This is a genomic window from Stenotrophomonas sp. TWI169, from assembly GCF_039674705.1.
GTDB classification, from domain to species: Bacteria; Pseudomonadota; Gammaproteobacteria; order Xanthomonadales; family Xanthomonadaceae; genus Stenotrophomonas; species Stenotrophomonas maltophilia_P.
Window position 1 is genome coordinate 70953 of record NZ_JBDJOB010000017.1, and the last position, 21046, is coordinate 91998.

A 21046-nucleotide genomic window follows, 5' to 3' on the forward strand; every position below is an offset into this window, starting at 1 on the left:
CGTCCCCGCACCCGGTGCAAGCATCTGAGCCGCCTGACCATCAGATACCTGCGCCAGCACGACGCCTGTAATAAGCCACCAGATCGGCCGGGTAGTACTCGTGGTCGCGGAAGCTCGCATCGTCGATGTCGAACAGCATCACGACCAGCGCGGCCTCGAAGGCCCAGTAGCCCATGTAGCCGCTGTCGTCGTCACGGTGATTCCCGTGCCAGTACACGTTGCGGCTGCCTGCATACCAGCCGTCCAGGAATTTCTTTACGAGCCCGGGCCGGTCCGAGGGTGAGGCGATTGCTTCCATGAGCGGGAGGTACTGGCGATACAGCACCTGCCTCCCCGGAACTCTTCCGTCTTCAACCAGCAGTATCGCGATTTCGTCAAAGAGTCGATCCTTTCCCGCATTCCCAATCAGCGTTAGGGCCTTCGCAAGGTAGGTCGAACCCATACCGGCGCTGACCGCGATCGCCAGCCACCAGAGGTGATCGACGTAGTGATCTTCACGAAGATCCTCGAACTGTGCACGATAGTTCTGGTCCTCCAAAGGCAATTGATCACACTGATGCAGAAGCTGCGCACGCGAAACAAGCAGCTGGTTCAGCTCATCATGAAGCAAAACAATAGCGTCGCCCCTTGAGAATCGCATGACCAGCCGACGAAGGATGCGACCGGACACATCCGACGCGCCGAGAACACATCCCTTGGGAGGATAGGCTCGAGTCGCGATTGAATGATCAATACGCGCCACCTCCACGGAGTCATAATCGATCCAATCCGTGAAGTACGGCTCCAGCATCCGGGTGTCACGCTGCGCACTCATGCGCCATCGCCCCACGGGCCGATCAAAGAACCAGTGTCGCCGATTTTTTTCATCACTAATGTTCCATCTTCCGCTGACCTGACAAGAACCTTCTCTACACGTCCTTGCCTCATCGCTTCTCTGATCGAGTCAGCCTTCCGGCCTCCCACCTTGTTGTCCAATCGCTTCCTCACCCACTCATCATCCATCTGCCGCGTACCGTCCCTGTACGGTCCACCCAACCGGCCCGTGTTGTACTTCGCTTCGGTGATCACAAAGTCGGGCGGCGGATCCGGGTGGCTGTAGACCCCATCGATGCCATTCTCTCCCGGACGATACACGCCATCGGTCTTTCCCACTGGCGTCAGGCCCTTGTCCAGCATCGCTTGATGCGCCCTCGCCTCACCGAACGCGGCACCTGCGGCGCGCGTGCGCGGCAGTCGGGTTTCCACCACCCCATCGGCATCCGGCGCCCGGCTTTCCGTGTGCCGACGCTTGCGCAAGCGCAATGCCCGCGCCAATGCGGTGAACGCCTCGCCCAGCTCGTCCAGCAGCGCTGCCAGACGCTGCCCCAACCGCCCGATCCGGGCCGCCCAGGTTGCGCCGCCATAGGCGGTTCCGGCCGTGCCTGCGCTGAACGCGCCCAGCAGCACGCTGATCACGACATCGAGCGCAAACTGGCTGCCGTAGCGCTGGGTCAGCTCCTGCAGCTCGTCTGGCGGCACCGCCTTCGCCCAGTCCGCGGGGAACGCCGCCAACAGCTGCCAGGTCGGGCCGTCGTCGAACAGCAGGATCAGCTGCTCCTTGATCGCACTGGCCTTGTCCAGCACCTGCTCGCCTGCTGCACGATGCCCCGCGATGCGTGCATCCAGCCCGTCCCAGTCGCCCGTCAGCAGCAGTCCGCTCAGTTCGCGCAGTTCCGCATCGGCCTTGAAGCGCAGCACCGCCAGCCGCCACACCGCTTCCACGCTGCCGCTGGCCCAGTCCCATGTGCCTCTGGCCTGGCCTTCGATGCGATTCAGTTCCATCAGGAAGGCCTGATGCGCAGCGCTGGCACTGTTCCATTGCCGCCAGTCCGCAGCAAAATCCTGCCGGGTCTGCTGCACGATGCGCTGCAGGGCCGCGCGAAGGCGTTCGCGGCAGGCCTCGATCTCAGCCGAGTCGGTGCTGTCGGCCTCGTGCTGGTAGATCACCTGCACCGGCCCCACGCTTACCTGCGGCAGGCGTGCACGACCTTCGTCATCGAGATGGCCGCTGAGCACGCGGCCATCGGACAGGGTCGCCCGGTAACTGACACCGCGCGCGGGCGTGCAGTCCAGGTCGCCGTAGTGGCAATGCAGCACGACCTCGCGCGTAGCGACCGCATCGCGGGCAACGAAACCGCTGGGCGGCGGCGTGGCGTTCCACAGGTTCACTGCTGCCGGCGCGGCCGGCGCCGCGGAGACCGACGCACCGCCACCGCCACCGCCGTCAACCACGTACACCAGCGACTGAGCGCCTCCGAGCAGCCTGCAGCCACAGGCCAGCGAATCGCCTTCGCGCGCGATCGGCTTGCCGTCGAGGATCAGCGTCGGGTCACCGGTGACGATCTCGAACGCGCCGCCATGCTTCGGGCACGTTGCCTTGTCGCCCACGCAGGCGACGGCCTTGCCTTCGATATCCGTATTCGACGATCCGGTCAGCACCCGCCCGCCGCCCGTGGTGGCGTCGCCCACCACGATCCACATCCGTGCCATCTGCCATCCGCAAGGAACTTCGATGGCTTCAGGTGACCGGCCGCACGCAGCGCAGGCAATTCAACGCTGACGCAATTGCCTCGACTGCCTGTAAAACGCCTTGCAGCGCAGGCAATTACCGTGGGTGACGCATTCGCCCTATCGTGCTGCAGGCAGGGCTATCGCGTCAGTTTTGCGTGGGGCCTGCCGGAACGCAGCCCCCACCGCGTCTGCTCAGCCTGCCCGACCCGGCGCCACCACCTGTGCACTGGCCGGCCATTGCACCACGGCTTCCAGTCCGCCCTCGGCACGGTTGCGCAGCCACAGCCGCGCGCCGTCCTTCTCGGCCAGAGCGCGCGCAATGGTCAGGCCCAGCCCGGCCCCACCGGTTTCGCGCGAACGCGAGGTCTCCACCCGCACGAACGGGTCGAACACGGCCTCCAGCTGGTCGTCGGCCAGGCCGGGGCCATCATCGGCCACCACCACGGTGATGCTGCCGCCGCCCCGCTCGATGCGCACCCGCACGCGCTGGCCGTACATCACCGCGTTGTCCACCAGGTTCGAGAACAGGCGGTGCATCGCCAGTGGCCGCAGCATCAGCACCGCATCGCTCCTGCCCTCGAAGACGACATCGGCCCCACCTTCTGCGGTGTCCTCGACGATGCTCTCCAGCAGCGAATCCAGGTCCAGTGCAGCGCGCTGCTCGGCGCTCTCGGCACTTCGGGCCAGTTCCAGGCCTTCGCGGACCAGTGCCTGCATCGCAGCCAGATCGCCGATCAGGCGCTCGCGCAGTGCCTCATCGGTCACGTTCTCCAGCCGCAGGCGCAGGCGGGTCAGCGGTGTCTGCAGATCGTGGGTGATCGCCGCCAGCATCTGCGTACGCTCGGCCAGGTGGCGCTGCAGGCGGTGCTGCATGGCATTGAAGGCCTCGGCGGCGCGCTGTACTTCACGCGGGCCGCGCAGCGGCAGCGGATCGCGCTGCAGGTCGTCGCCAAGATCCTCGGCGGCGGCGGCCAGCTCCTGCAGCGGTGCGCTGGCCATGCGGGCCACGATGTAGGCCAGTACCGCGATGGCCAGCACAAGCAGAGTCAGGAACAGCGGGTCCACGGCCAGGATGCCGTTGTGGGCCACCGCAGGGGAATCCAGTGCCAGCTTCAGCAACGTACCGTCGTTGAGGGTGACGTCCACCGCGCGGCATTTGGGCGGGATGAACGCCGGATCGCGCTCGCGAGGATGCTTGCGGTAGCCGGGCGGCGGCGGTGGCAGCAGTTCCTGCAGCCTGGGAATGCAGGAGCGGAACGAAGTGAAGTGCACCTGCGCCCGCGCGACCGGGCCCGGGCGGTCCTCCAGCACTTCCATCAGCGCAGCATCGGCACGTCCCACGCGCGCACCGGACTGCAGCGCGCGCACGCTCGGCCCGCCCACTTCCAGCAGGCGCTCGCGCAGCTCGGGATTGCCGTCGAGCAGATTGACGTAGCCCTGCAGGCGATCGGCGATGCGGTTGAGGTTCTGCCGCTCGAACTCCTGCTGCCGCTTGGAGGTGGCCAGCATGGTCGCGCCGATCGCCGCCACCGACATGCCCAGCAGCAGGATCACGAACAGCCGCCCGACCATCGAGGACAGAAAGTGGCGCAGGCGATTCATCGCGGCTTATTCCAGGTTGACGGCCGAGGCGAGGACATAGCCTTCGTTGCGCACGGTCTTGATCAGCCCATCGGGACCGCCATCGTCACCCAGCTTGTTGCGCAGGCGGCTGACCTGCAGGTCGATCGCGCGATCCTGCGCCTCATAGTTACGGCCGCTGCTGAGCGCGACCAGCTGCTCGCGCGACAGGACCTTGTTGGCATGTGCGATGAATACCCGCAGCAAGCGGAACTCCGCGCCGGACAGCACCACCACGCGCCCATCCGGATCGACCAGATGGCGGTGCTCCAGATCGAACACCCAGCGCGAGAATCGTGCACGGCGCACCGCCAGTGGCTCCAGATTGGCCGGCAGGGCTTCGGTACGGCGCAGCACGTTGCGGATGCGCGCCAGCAGCTCGCGCGGCTCGAACGGCTTGGCCAGATAGTCATCGGCGCCCATTTCCAGGCCCAGCACGCGATCGATCGGTTCCGCGCGGGCGGTCAGCATGATCACCGGCGTGTTCGAGCGAGCGCGCAGGTCACGGCACAGGGTCAGGCCATCCTCGCGCGGCAGGTTGAGGTCGAGCACGATCAGGTCCACGTGTTCGCGCTCCAGCAGCTGGCGCATGCTGGTGCCGTCGGCCGCCGTGCTGACCTGGTAGCCGGCGCGGCCGAGCTGTTCGGCCAGCAGGGTGCGGATGTCGTTGTCGTCGTCGACGATCAGCAGTCGATGCATCGGGTTTTCAGTCTCCATGTCGCGGATCATCCCGTGTCGGGAGCTGAACCGCATCCTGGCCAATGCGTACCACTGTATCCACCCGCGGGCCGGATACCTGTCGATACGCGCTTTCGCCGACAGTGTTACACACAGACACACCCTGAGGATTGAGCGGTTGATCGCCCGGTCTTCACAATGCCCACCATCGCCGCCATCGCGGCACCGAGAGTGAAGCCACCACGTGATCCGCCGCCTGTTGCCCGCAACCCGCCGGGGCCGCCTGATGCTGGCCGCCCTGCTCGTCCTGATCGCTGCCGTGGCCGCCTGGTGGCTGCTGCGCAGGCCGGCCGCGCCGGCCCTGGCCACCACCCCCGTAGGCCGTGGCGACATCGAACAGACCGTCGAGGCGACCGGCGTGATCGACGCCTACAAGCTGGTCAGCGTAGGTGCGCAGGCCTCCGGCCAGATCAAATCGCTGAAGGTGCAGCTGGGCGATACGGTGAAGGAAGGCGACCTGATCGCCGAGATCGACGCCACCACCCAGCAGAACCAGGTGCTCAACGCACAGGCCTCGCTGGACCAGGTGATCGCGCAGCGGGCGGTGCAGCAGGCGACACTGCGCCAGGCCGAGCTGGAATTCGCACGCCAGCAGCAGATGCTGGCCGCCGAGGCCACCTCCCGCCAGGAGTACGATGCCGCCGAAGCACAGCTGAAAACCGCGCGCGCCCAGCTGCAGTCCTACGAGGCACAGATCAAGGGTCGCGAAACCGAGCTGGGCACCGCCCGGGCCAACCTGGCCTACACCCGGATCACCGCGCCGATGGACGGCACCGTGGTCGCCGTGGTGGCCGAGGAAGGCCGCACGGTGAACGCCAACCAGACCGCGCCGACCATCGTCATGCTGGCGCGCCTGGACGTGGTGACGGTCAATGCCGAGGTGTCCGAGGCGGACGTTGTGAAGATCAAGGCCGGCATGCCGGTGTACTTCACCACGCTGGGCGACCCGGACCGGAAGTATCACGCCACGCTGCGGCAGATCAATCCGGCACCGGCATCGATCGCCAATGAAAGCTCGTCCAGCTCCAGCAGCTCTTCCAGTTCCAGCTCCAGCAGCGCGGTGTACTACAACGCCCTGTTCGACGTGGAGAACCCGGACGGCACCCTGCGCATCGACATGACCGCGCAGGTGTCGGTCCTGCTCAAGCAGGCCAAGGGCGTGCTGATGGTACCGGCGGTGGCACTGGGGCCGAAGACCCGCGACGGCGAGCGCGTGGTACGGGTGGTGGATGATCGGGGCCAGCCACAACCGCGCAAGGTCAAGGTCGGCATCAACAACGGTGCATCGGCTGAAATCCTCTCAGGCCTACAGGAGGGCGAACGCGTGGTGGTCGGCGAGGCCAGCGCCGCAGCAGCGTCTGCGGGCGGCGGCAACCGGGGAGGCATGCAGATGCGCGTCGGCGGCCCGGGCATGGGCCCGCGCCGATGAGCACGACGGCGCCGTTGCTGCGCCTGCGTGACCTGCGACGCGAGTTCCCGGCCGGCGACGACGTCATTGCCGTGCTGCGCGACGTCAACCTGGACATCCACGCCGGCGAAATGGTCGCCATCGTCGGCCAGTCCGGTTCGGGCAAGTCCACCCTGATGAACATCCTCGGCTGCCTGGATCGCCCGACCCGGGGCAGCTACCAGGTGGCCGGCCGCGAAACCGGCCGGATGCAGCCGGACGAGCTGGCCGAACTGCGGCGCGGGCATTTCGGCTTCATCTTCCAGCGCTACCACCTGCTCGGTGACCTGGATGCACGCGGCAACGTGGAAGTGCCGGCGGTATACGCGGGCAGCCCCGGCCCGGTACGCAACGCGCGGGCCGAGCAGCTGCTGCAACGGCTCGGGCTGGGCGATCGCATGCATCACAAGCCGGGCCAGCTGTCCGGTGGCCAGCAGCAGCGCGTGTCGATCGCGCGTGCACTGATGAACGGCGGGGAGGTGATCCTGGCCGATGAACCCACCGGCGCCCTGGATACGAAATCCGGCGAAGAGGTGATGGCAATCCTGGGCGAGCTGCATGCCGAGGGACATACCATCATCATCGTCACCCACGACATGAGCGTGGCCGAGCATGCCCAGCGCATCATCGAGATCCGCGATGGCGAGATCATCGCCGACCGCGCCAATCCTGATGCGCCGTCCTACCGCGCGCGACGCGAGGCCAGCACCGGTGTTGCCCACGGCAACAGCTGGCGCGCAGCGCGCGACCGATTCACCGAAGCGTTCCGCATGGCCCTGCTGGCGATGAACGCGCATCGCCTGCGCACGTTCCTGACCATGCTCGGCATCATCATCGGCATTGCTTCGGTGGTCTCGGTGGTCGCGCTCGGCAACGGCTCGCAGCAGCAGATCCTGCAGAACATCAGCGCGCTGGGAACCAACACCATCGATGTGTATCCCGGCCGCGGTTTCGGCGACATGCGCTCTGCACGGGTGCAGACGCTCAAGGCCAGCGATGCCGATGCGCTCTCACGGCAGAGCTACGTGGACAGCGCCACGCCCAGCGTGTCGACCTCGGTCACCGCGCGTTACCGCAACCAGTCCTCCACCGCCCAGGTCAGCGGCGTTGGCGAGCAGTTCTTCCGGGTGAAGGGCGTGACCCTGCTCAGTGGCAGCTTCTTCGATGCCGATGCGGTGCGAGGGCTGGCCCAGGTCGCGATCATCGACGAGAACACCCAGACCCAGTTCTTCCCCGGCGTCGATCCTGTCGGCCAGGTCATCCTGCTCGGCAACGTTCCGGTGCGGGTGGTCGGTGTCGCCAAGCGGCAGAGCTTCGGTTTTGGTGGCAGCACCAGTCTCAGCGTCTGGGTGCCGTACACGACCGTGATGTCACGCATGCTGGGCCAGAGTCACGTCTCCAGCATCACCGTGCGCGTGGATGACGCCACACCGATGGACGCCGCGCAGGAGGCGATCACCCGCCTGCTGACGATGCGCCATGGTACCGAGGATTTCTTCCTCAGCAACAGCGCCGAAATCCGCGAGACCATCGAGCAGACCACACGCACGATGACCCTGCTGATCGGCGCGATCGCCGCCATCGCACTGCTGGTCGGTGGCATCGGCGTGATGAACATCATGCTGGTCTCGGTCACCGAGCGGACCCGCGAGATCGGTGTGCGCATGGCCGTGGGCGCCCGGCAGAGTGACATCCGCCAGCAGTTCCTGATCGAGGCGGTGCTGGTGTGCCTGCTCGGAGGCCTGCTCGGCGTCGGCCTGGCGCTGCTGCTGGGCTCGATGATCGGACGTTTCGCCAGCGACTTCCAGGTGCTGTTCTCCACCGCTTCGATCATCGCCGCATTTGCCTGTTCCACCCTGATCGGCGTGGGCTTCGGCTTCCTTCCCGCGCGCAATGCCGCGCAGCTCGACCCGGTGGAGGCCCTGGCCCGCGAATGAAGACGATGCCCATGCTCCCCTTTCCTGCTCCCTCGCGCCTGCTGCTGGCCGGCGCCGTACTGATTGCCCTGTCCGGCTGTGCCTCGGTCGGCCGTTATCCGGTTGCCGATCCCGACGTGGCTGCTACTTATGGGCGTGGCAATGCCGCACTCAACGCACCGGTGGACGCTCCGCGCAGCAGCCTGGATACGCCTGCCCGCGACATCCGCGAGGATGTCTGGTGGAGCGGTTTCGGCGATGAACGTCTGGACCGGCTGGTAGCCCGGGCGCTGGCCGCCAACAGTGACCTTGCCGCCGCCGGCCTGGCCGTGCAGCGTTCCCGCCTGCAGGCCGGGCTGGCCAGCAACGCGCTTTGGCCACAACCGTCCTCGTCGGGCGTCAGTGGCAGCGGCAGCCGTGCCACCGACCAGGCCGACGACTGGCGCCGCAGCTATTCCACCGGCGTTTCGCTGGCCTGGGAAGTCGATCTGTGGGGCCGGCTGAGGACCCAGCGCGACATCGCACGCTGGGAGGCTGAAGCCACCGAGGAAGATCGACAGAACACCGCCCTGCTGGTGATCGGCGATGCCATCAGCCAGTACTGGGCGTTGGCGTATCTCAACCAGTCGATCAGCACCGGCCAGGCCAACCTGGAGCGGCTGGAACGCACCCGCGAACTGGTCCAGGCCCGTTTCGACGCCGGTGCGGTTTCGCGCCTGGAAGTACGCCAGGCCCTGCAGAACCTGCAGTCGCAGCGCGCTGCGCAGAGTGCGCTGGAACAGCAGCGCGTGGAAGTGCGCAATGCGCTGACCGTGCTGCTCGACGGCACCCCGTGGCCGCAACAGGACGAGCCGCAGAACCTGCTGCAGGCACGCAGCCCTGCCATCGCTGAAGGCCTGCCGGCGGACCTGCTCGCTCGCCGTCCCGACCTGCGCGCGGCCGAGCTGCGGCTGCGCAACAGCCTGAAGACGATCAAGGTCACCGCCACCCAGTACTACCCGGCGTTGAGCCTGACCGGCAGCCTCGGTTCCAGCGCGACCTCGCTGGGCGATGTCCTGCGCAATCCGGTGGCCACGCTCGGTGCCGGCCTGTCCCTGCCCTTCCTCAACCTGCAGCGCGCACAGCTGGATACCGACGTGGCCGGTACCAACTACCAGATCGCCGCGACCGGGTTCCGCAAGACGCTGTACACCGCGCTGTCGGAAGTGGACAACGCGCTGTCGGCACGCGAGCAGCTGGCGCGCCAGGTGGCGGCGTCGCAGGCCTCGTATGACGAGGCGGTGGAAGTGGAACGCATGCAGGAAGTGCGCTACCGCGTCGGTGCCACCGACCTGCGGACCTGGCTGGAAGCCCAGCAGACCCGGCGCGATGCGGAGTTGTCACTGGCCCGCGTCCGGCAGAGCCAGTTGACCAACGATGTGACGCTGTTCAAGGCGCTGGGCGGCAGCGCGGGGTAGCGCCGGGCCATGCCCGGCGGCGTGGAGCGCGGCACGCCATGAGCGTGGTCGGACTGGATCCGCCGGGCATGGCCCGGCGCTGCCACGGGACGATCAGCCGCGCTGGCGCACGGCCTCGAACAGGCTGACGCCCGCGGCGACCGATACGTTCAGGCTCTCGATCTCGCCCGGCATCGGGATCTTGACCAGTCCATCGCAGTTCTCGCGGGTCAGGCGGCGCAGGCCGTCGGCTTCACCGCCCAGCACCACGGCGATGTTGCCCTTCAGGTCCAGATCGTACAGCGACGCGGTCGCTTCACCGGCCAGGCCGTAGATCCACACGCCCTGCTTCTGCAGATCCTTCAGGCAGCGCGACAGGTTGGTCACGGCCACCACCGGGATACGGTCGGCGGCGCCGGCCGAGGTCTTGCGCACGGTGGCATTCACCGTCGCCGACTTGTCCTTGGGAATGATCACCGCAGTGGCACCGGCCGCCGCGGCCGAACGCAGGCAGGCGCCCAGGTTGTGCGGGTCCTGTACCTCATCCAGCACCAGCAGCAGGGCCCGGCCTTCAGCGGCAGTGACCAGGCCTTCCAGTTCATTCTCGCTGTAGGTGCGCGCAGCGGCATAGCGCGCGGCCACGCCCTGGTGGCGGACCGCACCGCCAACGCCGTCCAGCGCCTGCGCGGTGACCCGGCGGACATCGATCCCCTTGCGGCGCGCGTTCTCTTCGATTTCGGTCAGGCGTGGATTCTTCGCACCGGCCTCGACCAGCACTTCGCGGACGTTCTCGGCGTCGTTCTCGATGGAGGAGGCGACGGCGTTGACGCCGACGATCCACTGGCTGTTCTTGCTCATGCGGGCGGGACCGGAAAGGGGGTGGCTATGGTAGAGCATCGGCGACGGCCGCGCTTCGCGCTCGCCGGGCAGGCCCGGCGCTACCCGCCGTTCACCCGTCGGCTGAACGACTGCGCGGCGGCCAGTGTGGCGTGTCGTGGTCGGGATGCTGGTGGGAAACGATCGCAGCCAGGAAGTCCAGTGCCGCCACGTCGTCCTCCGTGCGGCGTGCCGGCAGGGTGCCCAGGGCATCGACGAAGGGCAGCTTGCGCTCGACACCGTACTGGATCGTCGGCGGCAACCGTTCCGGCTGGTCAAACGCCCCCGCCGCCACGGCCATGCCGTCGGGGGCTTCATAGGTCAGCGGCGTGCCGCAGTCGCCGCAGAAACCGCGCCGGACCACATTGGAGGACTGGAAATAGCGCGGCTGGCCGCGGGTCCAGCTGAACTGCACGCCGCGCACCGAGACCAAAGGCGCGTAATACGCGCCAAAGGCCTTCTGGCACATCCGGCAGTGGCAGATCGAACTGTCGGACAGCTCACCGCGCACCTGGAAGCGGATGGCACCGCACTGGCAGCCGCCGCTGTACTCGGGTTGGCCCTGCATGCTGCTTTCCTCCAGAACGGGCTCCACGGATCAGTACTTCTCTTTCCTGCGCTTGGCCGGTTTGCCGCGTTCGGGCAGCGGCGACAGTCCTGCCTCTTCTTCCTCGCCCTTGTGTTCGACCAGCCGGAAGTCGATCTTGCGCTCTTCCATGCTGGCCTTCAGTACGAGGATGCGCACGCGGTCACCCAGCCGGTAGCTGCTGCCACGACGTTCACCGGTCAGTGTCTTGCGGGTCGCATCGAACTTGTAATAGTCCTGCGGCAGCTGGGTGACATGGACCAGCCCCTGCACCTTGGAATCGTCCAGTTCCACGAACAGACCGAAGCTGGTCACGCCACTGATCACGCCATCGAACTGGCCGCCGACATGCTTCTCCATCCACGCGGCCCGGTAACGCTCGTCGACCTCGCGTTCGGCCTCGTCAGCGCGGCGCTCGCGCTCGGAGCACTGCAGCGCCAGCGCTGCCATCTCGCGTGCGGTGTAGGTGAACTTGTCCAGCGGCTTGCCCGACAACGCATGCTTGATCGCGCGATGCACCAGCAGATCGGGATAGCGGCGGATCGGCGAAGTGAAGTGCGCGTACGCCTCCAGCGCGAGCCCGAAGTGACCGTGGTTGTCCGGACTGTAGACGGCCAGGCTCTGGCTGCGCAGCAGCACCGACTCCAGCAGAGTGGCATCGGGACGGTCGCGGATCTTCTTCAACAGCTTGGTGTAGTCACCGGGGCGCACCTTCGACCACGGCGGCAGGCTCAGCTTGAACTCCTTGAGGAATTCCAGCAGGTCGGCGTACTTGGTCTCCGGCGGCTTCTCGTGGACGCGGTACGGCGCCGGCACATGGTGCGACAGCAGGTACTTCGCCGCCTCCACGTTGGCGGCGATCATGCATTCCTCGATCAGCTTGTGCGCGTCGTTGCGCACCAGCATGCCGGCCTGGGTGACTTCGCCACGATTGTCCAGCACGAAGCGCACTTCACTGCTCTCGAACTCGATGGCCCCGCGCTTTGCACGTGCCTTGGCCAGCACCTTGTACAGCTGGTGCAGGCGCTGCACCTGGGGCAGCAGATCGCCGATGACGGCCTTCGCGCCGGCATCGTCCTCGCCCACGGCCTGCCACACCTGGGTATAGGTCAGGCGTGCGTGCGAATTCATCACCGCTTCGTAGAAGCGCGAGTGGACGACCTGGCCATCGCGGTCGATCTGCATGTCGCAGACGAAGCACATGCGGTCGACCTTGGGCATCAGCGAGCAGATACCGTTGGACAGGGTCTCCGGCAGCATCGGTACGACGAAGCCCGGGAAGTACACCGAGGTAGCGCGCTTCTGCGCCTCCTCATCCAGCGGCGTGCCCGGACGCACATAGTTGGAGACATCGGCGATGGCCACCACCAGACGGAATCCCTCCGCGTTCGGCTCGCAATACACCGCATCGTCGAAGTCCTTGGCATCCTCGCCATCGATGGTCACCAGCGGCGTGCGACGCAGGTCGACGCGGTCGCCGATCATCGCCGGCTCGACCACCAGCGGCACCGCGGCGGCCTCGTCCAGCACCTCCTGCGGAAACTCGAACGGCAACTCGTGGCCGTGGATGGCAGTCTCCACCACCAGCGAGGCGGTCAGCTTGTCACCCAGTACGGCGATGATGCGGCCGATCGGCGGACGGCGGCTGTCCGGCGCCTGCGTCAGCTCGCAGACCACCAGCTGGCCATCACGCGCACCTCCGGTCTGATCAGGCGGCACCTGCACGTTGCGCTGCACGCGCTTGTCATCAGGCACCACGTAATTGATGCCCATCTCGATGCTGAAGCGACCGATCAGACGGGTCATGCCGCGCTCGAGCACGCGGGCGATGCTGCCTTCGCGGCGGCCGCGATGATCGATGCCGGTGACACGCGCCAGCACCTTGTCGCCGTGCATCACCTTGCGCATTTCATAGGGCGGCAGGAACAGGTCGTCGCCGCCCTCGACCGGGCGCAGGAACCCGAATCCTTCCGGATTGGCGATCACCACACCGGTGACCAGGCTCAGCGCCTGCACCGGCGCGAAACCTCCACGGCGGTTCTGCACCAGCTGGCCATCGCGGACCATCGCACCCAGCCGGCGCGACAGCGCTTCGGCCCGGTCCGGCGCGGTCAGGCCCAGGCGGGCACCCAGTTCCTCGGCAGTCTGCGGCCCTTCGCAGCGCTCCAGCAGGGCCAGAATGGCCTCGCGGCTGGCGATGGGCTGTTCGTATTTCTCGGCTTCGCGGGACGCGTAGGGATCCTCGATCACCTTGCCGGCCGGCGGCAGCTTGCGGCCCGGCGCCGGTCCCGGGGCGTCGCCACCACGGCCCGGGCGACCGCGCGGCGGTGCGCCGCCACCCCCCAGTTCCGGGAACCAGCCCGGCAGTGGCTTGCCCGGCTGGGAGGTACGGGCTGCACCCGTCTTGGCGCCCTTCTTCAGGGCCTGGCTGCGGGACTTGCTCCCGCCCTTGCTTGGTTTTTTGGTAGTCATCGCCCTCCATGGTAGCCGCTGACGGCGTGCAGAACCGGTCAGCGACCCGCTTGCAGGCGCCACGTGAAAAAACTCCGCGAAGTCGTTGACAGCCTGCGGATTCATCTTCACAATTGCGCCTCTGGAACGCCCAGGTGGCGGAATTGGTAGACGCACTAGTTTCAGGTACTAGCGGGTAAAACCGTGGAGGTTCGAGTCCTCTCCTGGGCACCAACGAAAAATCTCCTCGCCTCGGCGGGGATTTTTTTTGCCCGCGTTTCCTGCCGTCGTTCCGCAGCGTGGCCGGGCGTTCACAAGGGTGTTGACACCCCCGTCACGGCACCCCATAATCTCGCTCCTCGACGCCCAGGTGGCGGAATTGGTAGACGCACTAGTTTCAGGTACTAGCGGGTAAAACCGTGGAGGTTCGAGTCCTCTCCTGGGCACCACGTCGAGACTGAGAAAAACCCGCGAAAGCGGGTTTTTTCATGTCCGGGCGCCAGCCAACCGGATCAGAACAGCGGTCGCAGCACCAGCTCCAGGCCCAGCAGCAGCAGGAAGCCCAGGAAGCACACGCGGAACACCCGCGCACTGATCCGCTGCCGGATCACCTGCCCCAGCCACATGCCCGCCAGCGCCGGCAACACCGCCAGCGCGCTCAATCCCAGCTGCTGCACACCGAATGCGCCGTGCAGCACCAGCCCGCCCGTCAACGAGAGGGTCGACACCGTGAACGCCAGGCCCAGCGCCTGCACCAGCTCTTCGCGTTGCAGCCCCAGCGACTGCAGGTACGGCACCGCCGGCATCACGAACACACCGGTCGCCCCGGTCACCACGCCGGACAACGCCCCCACCAGCGGGCCCAGCCAGCGCTCACGCCGCTGCGGCACACGGAACACCGGCGCAACCAAGGCATACAGCGCATACACCACCAGCGCCACGCCCAGCGCCACGCGCGACCACGTGCGGTCCACCCGCACCAGCAACGTCGCCGCGCCCAGGGTCACCACCACCACGGCCAGCATCATCGGCCACAGGCGTCGCACGATCGGCCCCAGTGATGGCCCGGCCAGCAGTTGCCAGGCGTTGGTGACGAAGGTCGGAATGAACAGCATCGACGCCGCCGCCACCGGCGACAGCGCCCCTCCCAGCAGGCCCATCGCCACGGTTGGCAGGCCCATGCCGGTCACGCCCTTGACCACCCCCGCCAGCATGAACACGGCGACCAGCAGACCATAGAAGAATGTCGTCTCACTCATGCCGTCATTGGAACCAGCGCGCCTTCCGCGCACAATGCGGCTTATGCGCCCCACCCTTCGGCTGGCCCGAAGGCAGGCGGCACGCAACGAGGGCCGTGACATGCGGATGGACATCGCCGACCTGCGCCTGTTCCTGGCCGTGGCCGAAGCCGGCAGCATCACCGCAGGCGCCGCGCAGGCGAACCTGGCGCTGGGCTCTGCCAGCGAACGCCTGCGGGCGATCGAGAACGACGCGGGCACCGCGCTGCTGGTGCGTCACCCGCGCGGCGTGAGCCTGACCGAAGCCGGTGCCGCCCTCGCCCACCACGCGCGCCAGATCCTGCATCAACAGGCACAGCTGCGGGGCGAACTGCAGGCCTTCGCGAAGGGCGCGCGCGGCACCCTGCACCTGTATGCCAACACCGCCGCACTGACCAGCTACCTGCCTTCCCGGTTGGCTCCCTGGCTGGCCGAACGCCCACGCCTGCACGTCGAACTGCACGAACGCACCAGCCCTGAAGTGGTCCGCGCCCTGACCGCTGGCCAGGCCGAAGCGGGAATCATCAGTGATGCGGTCGAGGCAACCGGCCTGCAACGCCATGTCGTTGCCGAGGATCCCCTGGTGATGCTGCTGCCCGCAGGCCATCGTTTCGCGGCCCGTCGCACGCTGTCCTTCGCCGATGTGGCCAGCGAAACCTTCGTCGCGCTGGCCGATGGCAATGCGCTGCAGACCTACATCGAAACGCAGGCACGCGACATCGGCCATCGGTTGGACGTGCGCATCCGCATGAAGACCTTCGAAGGCGTGTGCATCATGGTGGGTCACGGCATCGGCGTGGGTATCGTGCCGCGCACCATCGCGCGCCAGCACCGCCGCGCGACACAGGCGCTGGCAGTGCCCCTCGCGGATGCGTGGGCACAGCGCCGCCTGTGTGCCTGCTTCGCCGACTGGACACGGCTGTCGACAGCGATGCGCAGCCTGCTGCTGCACCTCGGCGTGGAAGCGGAGAAAAAAGCATGAAATGGTGTTGACACATCCGATGCCGTACCGCAGAATTCCCCTCCTGAGTCGCCCAGGTGGCGGAATTGGTAGACGCACTAGTTTCAGGTACTAGCGGGTAAAACCGTGGAGGTTCGAGTCCTCTCCTGGGCACCACGACTCATGATGATGAAACCCGCGAAAGCGGGTTTTTTCGTTTCCGGAATCCGCAGCGTCAACGCAAGGGCGACGCCTTCCGCGCGTTGCGCGAACGCCGCCTGGCAGAACTCACCACAGACAAAAACCCCGCCTTGCGGCGGGGTCGACATACAGCGCCGTGTTTGCGGGCAGTTTCAGTGCCCGCCACCGGCCGCTGCACCGGCACCGGCACCGAACGGCGGCTTGGCCAGCCACAGGAAGGTGATGATGGCCAGGAAGATCCAGCCCAGCAGGAAGAAGATGTCGTTGAAGCCCATCTGCGATGCCTGGTGGTTGATCATGGTGTTGAGCACCGCTGCACCATGCTGCAGGTCACCCTGCCCCATCGCCGCAACCTGGTCCTGCATGCCCGGCTGATAGGCCGAAATGTGTTCGGTCAGATCGGCGTGGTGCACCTGCGTGCGACGTGCCCACAGCCAGGTGGTCAGCGATGCTGCAAAGCTGCCGCCCAGCGTGCGCAGGAACGTGGCCAGGCCCGAACCCGCGGCAATTTCGCGACCATCCAGATCCGACAGCAGGATCTGTAGAACCGGCATGAAGAACAGCGCCACGCCGATGCCCATGATCAGCTGCACGCCGGCCACGTGCTGGAAGTCCACCTGCAGATTGAAGCCCGAGCGCAGGAAGCTGGTCATCGACAGGAACACGAAGGCGATGGTCGCCAGCATGCGCATGTCGAAGCGCGAGGCATACTTGCCCACGAACGGCGTCATGATCACCGGCAGCACGCCGATCGGAGCCGTCGCCAGCCCTGCCCAGATCGCCGTGTACCCCATGTCGCGCTGCAGCCACTGCGGAATCAGCAGGGCCACGCTGAAGAATGCGGCATAGGCCACCACCATCGCCAGCGTGCCGGCGCGGAAGTTGCGGTGGCGGAACAGTTTCAGGTCGACGATCGGGTCCTTGTCGGTCAGTTCCCAGATCAGGAACACCGTCAGCGCCACGACCGCCACGCAGGCCAGCACCACGATCCGGGTGGAGGAGAACCAGTCCTCGTCGTTGCCCAGGTCGAGCACCAGCTGCAGTGCGCCGACGCCGATCACCAGCGTGATCAGGCCGACGTAGTCCATCTTCGGCTTCTCCACGTGTTCCGGACGGCCCTTCAGCTGGTTGCCCACCACCAGCGCGGCGAAGATGCCCAGGGGCACGTTGATCAGGAAGATCCATTCCCAGCTGTAGTTGTCCGTGATCCAGCCCCCGAGGATCGGCCCGCAGATCGGCGCGACCACGGTGATCATCGCCAGCAGCGCCAACGCCTGCCCGCGTTTCTCGCGTGGATAGATCGAGACCAGCAACGACTGCGTGATCGGATACATCGGGCCGGCCACGAAGCCCTGCAGGGCGCGCGACACCACCAGCATGCCCATGCTCTGCGCCAGGCCACACAACAGCGAGGTGATGACGAAGGCCAGCGTGGCCCAGACGAACAGCTTGCGCTCGCCGAAACGGCGGCTGAGCCAGCCGGTCAGCGGCAGTGCGATGGCCGTGCTGACCGCGAACGAAGTGATGACCCACGTCGCCTGCTGCGAACTGGCGCCGAGATTGCCGGCGATGGTCGGCAGCGAGACGTTGGCGATGGTGGTGTCGAGCACCTGCATGAAGGAGGCCATCGCCAGGCCCACGGTGCACAGGGCCACGCTCGGCGGCAGGAACCCGGCGGCCGCACCCGGCGCCGCCGGTGCGCCCGGGCTTCCGGGCGCGGCTGGAGCTTGGGCGGACATGGCGACCTCAGCCCACCTTCGACTGCTGCGGCACGTTGCCCTGGATGATCGAGTGGATCACCTCGTCGGCATCATGCAGCTGCTTGGCATAGACGTCGGTGTCGAACACCGTGCCCTTGGCCGGGGCGCTCGGCAGCACCTCGCCCTTCTGGTCGCGCAGGCTCACCTCGGCCTTCATCGACAGGCCGATACGCAACGGATGTTCGGCAAGCTGCTTGGCATCGATGGCGATGCGCACCGGAACGCGCTGCACGATCTTGATCCAGTTGCCGCTGGCGTTCTGCGCCGGCAGCAGCGAGAACGCCGAGCCGGTCCCCAGACCCAGGCTCTGCACGCGGCCCTTGTACTTCACATCGCCGGCGTACAGGTCAGACTTCAGCTCCACTTCCTGGCCCAGGCGCATGTGGCGCAGCTGGGTTTCCTTGAAGTTGGCCTCGACCCACATCTGCTCGGTCGGCACCACGGCCATCAGTGCGGCACCCGGCTGCACACGCTGGCCCACCTGCACCGAGCGACGGGCCACATAACCGGTGACCGGCGCGACGATGCCGGCGCGGGCATTGTTGAGGTAGGCCTGGCGCAGCTGCGCGGCGGCCGCCTGCACGTCGGGCTGGGTGGCGATCACCGTATCGTCGACCAGCGCACGGTTGCGCTCGACGGTCTCGCGCGAACCGGCCACCGCTGCTTCCGCCGCCGCCAGCTCATCGCGGGCATGGGCGAGTTCTTCGTTGGAGATTGCACCGGTGGCGGCCAGATCCCTGCGGCGTGCGAAGTCCTCGCGCACGCGCTTCAGGGTCACCTGACGGGCATTCAGGTCTGCCTGCGCGCCTTCCACGCTGCGATACAGGCCACGGGTCTGGCGAACGGTCTTGGCCAGGTTGGCTTCAGCCTGCTGCAGGGCCACGGACGTATCGGCCGGGTCCAGCTGCACCAGCAGCTGGCCACGCTCCACGCGCATGCCGTCATCGGCATTGATGGCGACCACGGTGCCTGCCACCAGCGGCGTGATCTGTACGAGGTTGCCCTGCACGTAGGCATCGTCGGTTTCTTCGAACCAACGGCCGAACATGAAATACCACAGCGCCAGTGCGGCAAGCAGCAGCACGACGATGACGAACAGGCCCCGCAGCAGGTTGCTGCGGCGGTTGGAGGCGGCCGGGGCCGCAGTGTCTTGGGTCTGGCTCATGGCGGGGATCTTCAGGAATGCGAGGAATCGGAATGGGAGGCAAGCGGCGCGCGATCGGCATCACTGGGCTGGAAGCCCCCGCCCAGCGCTTTGCTCAGGCGCACCGAGGTCTGCACCTGCTGCGACTGCAGGCTGGCCAGCTGCTGTTGTGACTGCAGCAGGGTGGACTGTGCGGACAGCACATCCAGGTAGCTGCCGATGCCGGCGCGGTAACGCTGCCCGGCCAGGTCGAACGCTGCACGCGCCGTGTCCACGGCCTGCTGCTGCGACTGCGCCTGCTGCGCCAGCGAGCGCACCGCATTGACCTGGTCGGCCACGTCGCGCAGTGCGTCAAGCACCGCCTGGTTGTAATTGGCCACCGCCAGGTCGTACTGCGCATCGGTGTCGGCCAGGTTGGCGCGCAGCTTGCCGCCTTCGAAGATCGGCAGGCTCAGCGCCGGGCCGATGTAGGCGAAGGTGGAACTGCTCTGCAGCAGATCGCCGACATTCGGCGCCACCACGCCGGCCAGCGCGGTCAGGTTGAGGCTCGGGTAGAACTTCGTCCTGGCGACCTTGATCTGCTTGTTGGCCGCCTCCACGCGCCAGCGTGCGGCGACGATGTCAGGACGACGGCCGAGCAGCTCGCTGGGCAGCACGCCTGGCAGCTGCAGGGCCGTCGGATTCAACGGCTGCGGACGCTCGATCGTCAGGCCACGGTCGGGGCCCTTGCCGACCAGGGCGGCCAATGCGGTGCGGGCGGCGTCGATGCGTTGCTGCGCGGCCTGCACCTGCTGTTGCGCGGCGGGCACGCGGGCTTCGGCCTGGCGCACCTGCAGATCGCTGTCGATGCCAGCGCGGCGACGCTGCCGGGTCAGTTCCAGCGACTTCTGCGACCGCGTCAGTTCTTCCTCGGCGACATCGTCGAGCTGCCACGCGTAAGCAAGGTCCGCATAGGCCTGGGCGATGCCGGTGGACAGATTCAGGCGTGCGGCCTGGGCCTCCACGGTGGCGGCATGCGCGCCATCCACGGCCGCTTCCCAGGCGGCGCGCTTGCCGCCCCACAGGTCGATGCCGTAGCTGAAGTCGAAAGCGACCTGGCTGCTGCCTGCGTAGTGGCCACCGATCTCGTCGCCGGCCATCGACTCGGGCAGGCGAAGCCCGGTATAGCCGCCGGAAACGGAGAGACTGGGCAGGCGATCAGCGCGTGCGGTACCGACCTTGGCCTGCGCCTGGCGCAGGCGTGCGTCGGCGGCGTCCAGGCTCGGATGACCGGCCAGGCCTTCGGCGATCAGCGCGTCCAGCTGCGCGTCGCCCAATGCCTTCCACCAGTCCTGTGCGGGGAAGCCGGTGGCACTGAGATCGGTGTCGGCCAGGGTGCGCTCGCTGTGCAGGCTGTCCACATCGAGCAGGCGGCCCTGCGGTTCGAGGCCGCGGCTGCTGGCGCAGGCGGCCAGCGCCAGCGCCAGCGCCGACAGCAGCAGCGCGCGCCCGGACCGGCGGAATGAGGAATGCGGGATCGGGTTCATGGGGTCGTCAGGGAATCGCGGATTCGGGTCAGGAGGGACAACAGCAGCGTGCGCTCGTCGGCGGACAGATCGCGCAGGGCGTAATCCATCACCGCGTCGCCGCGCAGCTTCAAGCGCGCCCACAGTGCGCGGCCTTCATCGGTCAGCACGATCTGCAGCGCACGGCGGTCCTGCGCATGTGCCTCGCGGCGAACGCAGCCCAGGGCTTCCAGCTTGTCCAGCAGGCGGGTGACGGCGCTGGGTACCTGGTCGATGGCCTGGGCCAGTTCGTTGGCGGTACAGGGGGCCATGTTCGAGAGCACCTTCAACCCGATGTAGTGGGTGAAGCCGATGCCCAGGTCTTCTTCGGCCATGGACGCGTCAAGCTGGCGGACCAGGCCGTCGCGCACCTGGCGCAGCAGCAGGCCGAAGCTGGGGGGAGTGGTTGCAGGACAGATCATGGGAGTGCATTCTCTTCCAAAAAAAATATTTCTCAATGGAAATATTCGATCTGGCATCGAATGCTGTGTTGCAGCAGCGGGCTGGATCAGTGAAGGCGCCTACCTTAATGGCGCCCCAGGATGGCCCGGTAGTACCAT

Annotated in this window: 16 protein-coding genes and 3 tRNA genes; 7 read left to right on the forward strand and 12 right to left on the reverse strand. The window is 66.9% G+C overall.

Translation table 11 applies throughout. The features are described 5' to 3' along the window. Positions 1-40: 40 nt before the first annotated feature. The 4 genes from ABE543_RS13750 to ABE543_RS13765 form a co-directional block, all read right to left on the reverse strand. A complete protein-coding gene (locus ABE543_RS13750; RefSeq protein WP_197601367.1) occupies positions 41-814 on the reverse strand; it encodes a PoNe immunity protein domain-containing protein in 774 nt (257 codons plus the stop codon). Further along, positions 811-2529: a PAAR domain-containing protein gene (locus ABE543_RS13755; protein ID WP_346475795.1), complete on the reverse strand. Its 1719-nt coding sequence runs from the start codon at positions 2527-2529 to the stop codon at positions 811-813. Before ABE543_RS13755 ends, ABE543_RS13750 begins: the two co-directional genes overlap by 4 nt. Positions 2530-2742: 213 nt before the next feature. Further along, complete coding sequence (locus tag ABE543_RS13760; RefSeq protein WP_053518188.1) at positions 2743-4152, reverse strand: ATP-binding protein; 1410 nt, start codon at positions 4150-4152, stop codon at positions 2743-2745. Between the two features lie 6 nt (positions 4153-4158). Continuing rightward, complete coding sequence (locus tag ABE543_RS13765) at positions 4159-4887, reverse strand: response regulator (protein WP_053518224.1); 729 nt, start codon at positions 4885-4887, stop codon at positions 4159-4161. 205 nt (positions 4888-5092) lie between these two features. On the opposite strand from ABE543_RS13765, the gene ABE543_RS13770 reads away from it, so the two are divergent. The 3 genes from ABE543_RS13770 to ABE543_RS13780 are packed head-to-tail and all read left to right on the forward strand — an operon-like array spanning position 5093 to position 9728. Next, a complete protein-coding gene (locus ABE543_RS13770; RefSeq protein WP_193395581.1) occupies positions 5093-6337 on the forward strand; it encodes an efflux RND transporter periplasmic adaptor subunit in 1245 nt (414 codons plus the stop codon). After that, entirely contained in the window at positions 6334-8292 is a 1959-nt protein-coding gene (locus ABE543_RS13775; RefSeq protein WP_111185759.1) for a MacB family efflux pump subunit, read from the forward strand. Before ABE543_RS13770 ends, ABE543_RS13775 begins: the two co-directional genes overlap by 4 nt. Then, positions 8289-9728 (forward strand): efflux transporter outer membrane subunit, encoded by a 1440-nt coding sequence (locus tag ABE543_RS13780; protein WP_345782742.1) that lies wholly within the window; start codon positions 8289-8291, stop codon positions 9726-9728. The genes ABE543_RS13775 and ABE543_RS13780 overlap by 4 nt, the downstream gene beginning before the upstream one ends. Before the next feature lie 93 nt (positions 9729-9821). On the opposite strand, the gene rlmB is transcribed toward ABE543_RS13780, so the two are convergent. From rlmB to rnr, 3 genes are all read right to left on the reverse strand, one after another. Next, the gene (gene rlmB / locus ABE543_RS13785; protein ID WP_111185763.1) at positions 9822-10565 is read right to left on the reverse strand and encodes a 23S rRNA (guanosine(2251)-2'-O)-methyltransferase RlmB; all 744 of its coding nucleotides are present in this window, start codon (positions 10563-10565) and stop codon (positions 9822-9824) included. A gap of 91 nt (positions 10566-10656) precedes the next feature. Then, on the reverse strand, positions 10657-11151 hold the full coding sequence (locus ABE543_RS13790; protein ID WP_111185765.1) for a GFA family protein: 495 nt from the start codon (positions 11149-11151) through the stop codon (positions 10657-10659). A gap of 30 nt (positions 11152-11181) precedes the next feature. Further along, a complete protein-coding gene (rnr, locus tag ABE543_RS13795) occupies positions 11182-13641 on the reverse strand; it encodes a ribonuclease R (protein WP_346475796.1) in 2460 nt (819 codons plus the stop codon). A gap of 128 nt (positions 13642-13769) precedes the next feature. Between rnr and ABE543_RS13800 the strand changes: the two genes are divergently transcribed. Beyond that, positions 13770-13854 (forward strand) — tRNA-Leu (locus ABE543_RS13800). 130 nt (positions 13855-13984) lie between these two features. After that, positions 13985-14069: transfer RNA gene (locus ABE543_RS13805), tRNA-Leu, on the forward strand. A gap of 63 nt (positions 14070-14132) precedes the next feature. Here ABE543_RS13805 and ABE543_RS13810 read toward each other — a convergent pair. Beyond that, a complete protein-coding gene (locus ABE543_RS13810; protein WP_164150820.1) occupies positions 14133-14879 on the reverse strand; it encodes a sulfite exporter TauE/SafE family protein in 747 nt (248 codons plus the stop codon). 100 nt (positions 14880-14979) lie between these two features. Here ABE543_RS13810 and ABE543_RS13815 point away from each other — a divergent pair, with 100 nt between their 5' ends. Further along, entirely contained in the window at positions 14980-15879 is a 900-nt protein-coding gene (locus ABE543_RS13815; protein WP_346475799.1) for a LysR family transcriptional regulator, read from the forward strand. Between the two features lie 50 nt (positions 15880-15929). Next, positions 15930-16014, forward strand: a tRNA-Leu gene (locus tag ABE543_RS13820). Between the two features lie 176 nt (positions 16015-16190). On the opposite strand, the gene emrB is transcribed toward ABE543_RS13820, so the two are convergent. From emrB to emrR, 4 genes are read right to left on the reverse strand one after another with little or no spacing between them, the layout of a single operon-like run. Then, positions 16191-17777 (reverse strand): multidrug efflux MFS transporter permease subunit EmrB, encoded by a 1587-nt coding sequence (gene emrB, locus ABE543_RS13825; protein ID WP_053518356.1) that lies wholly within the window; start codon positions 17775-17777, stop codon positions 16191-16193. 7 nt (positions 17778-17784) lie between these two features. After that, positions 17785-18963: a multidrug efflux MFS transporter periplasmic adaptor subunit EmrA gene (emrA, locus tag ABE543_RS13830; RefSeq protein WP_053518354.1), complete on the reverse strand. Its 1179-nt coding sequence runs from the start codon at positions 18961-18963 to the stop codon at positions 17785-17787. 11 nt (positions 18964-18974) lie between these two features. Beyond that, entirely contained in the window at positions 18975-20468 is a 1494-nt protein-coding gene (gene emrC, locus ABE543_RS13835; protein WP_346475797.1) for a multidrug efflux transporter outer membrane subunit EmrC, read from the reverse strand. Further along, positions 20465-20908, reverse strand: coding sequence for a multidrug efflux system transcriptional regulator EmrR (gene emrR / locus ABE543_RS13840; protein ID WP_053518351.1), 444 nt, complete (start codon positions 20906-20908; stop codon positions 20465-20467). Before emrR ends, emrC begins: the two co-directional genes overlap by 4 nt. Positions 20909-21046 lie beyond the last annotated feature (138 nt).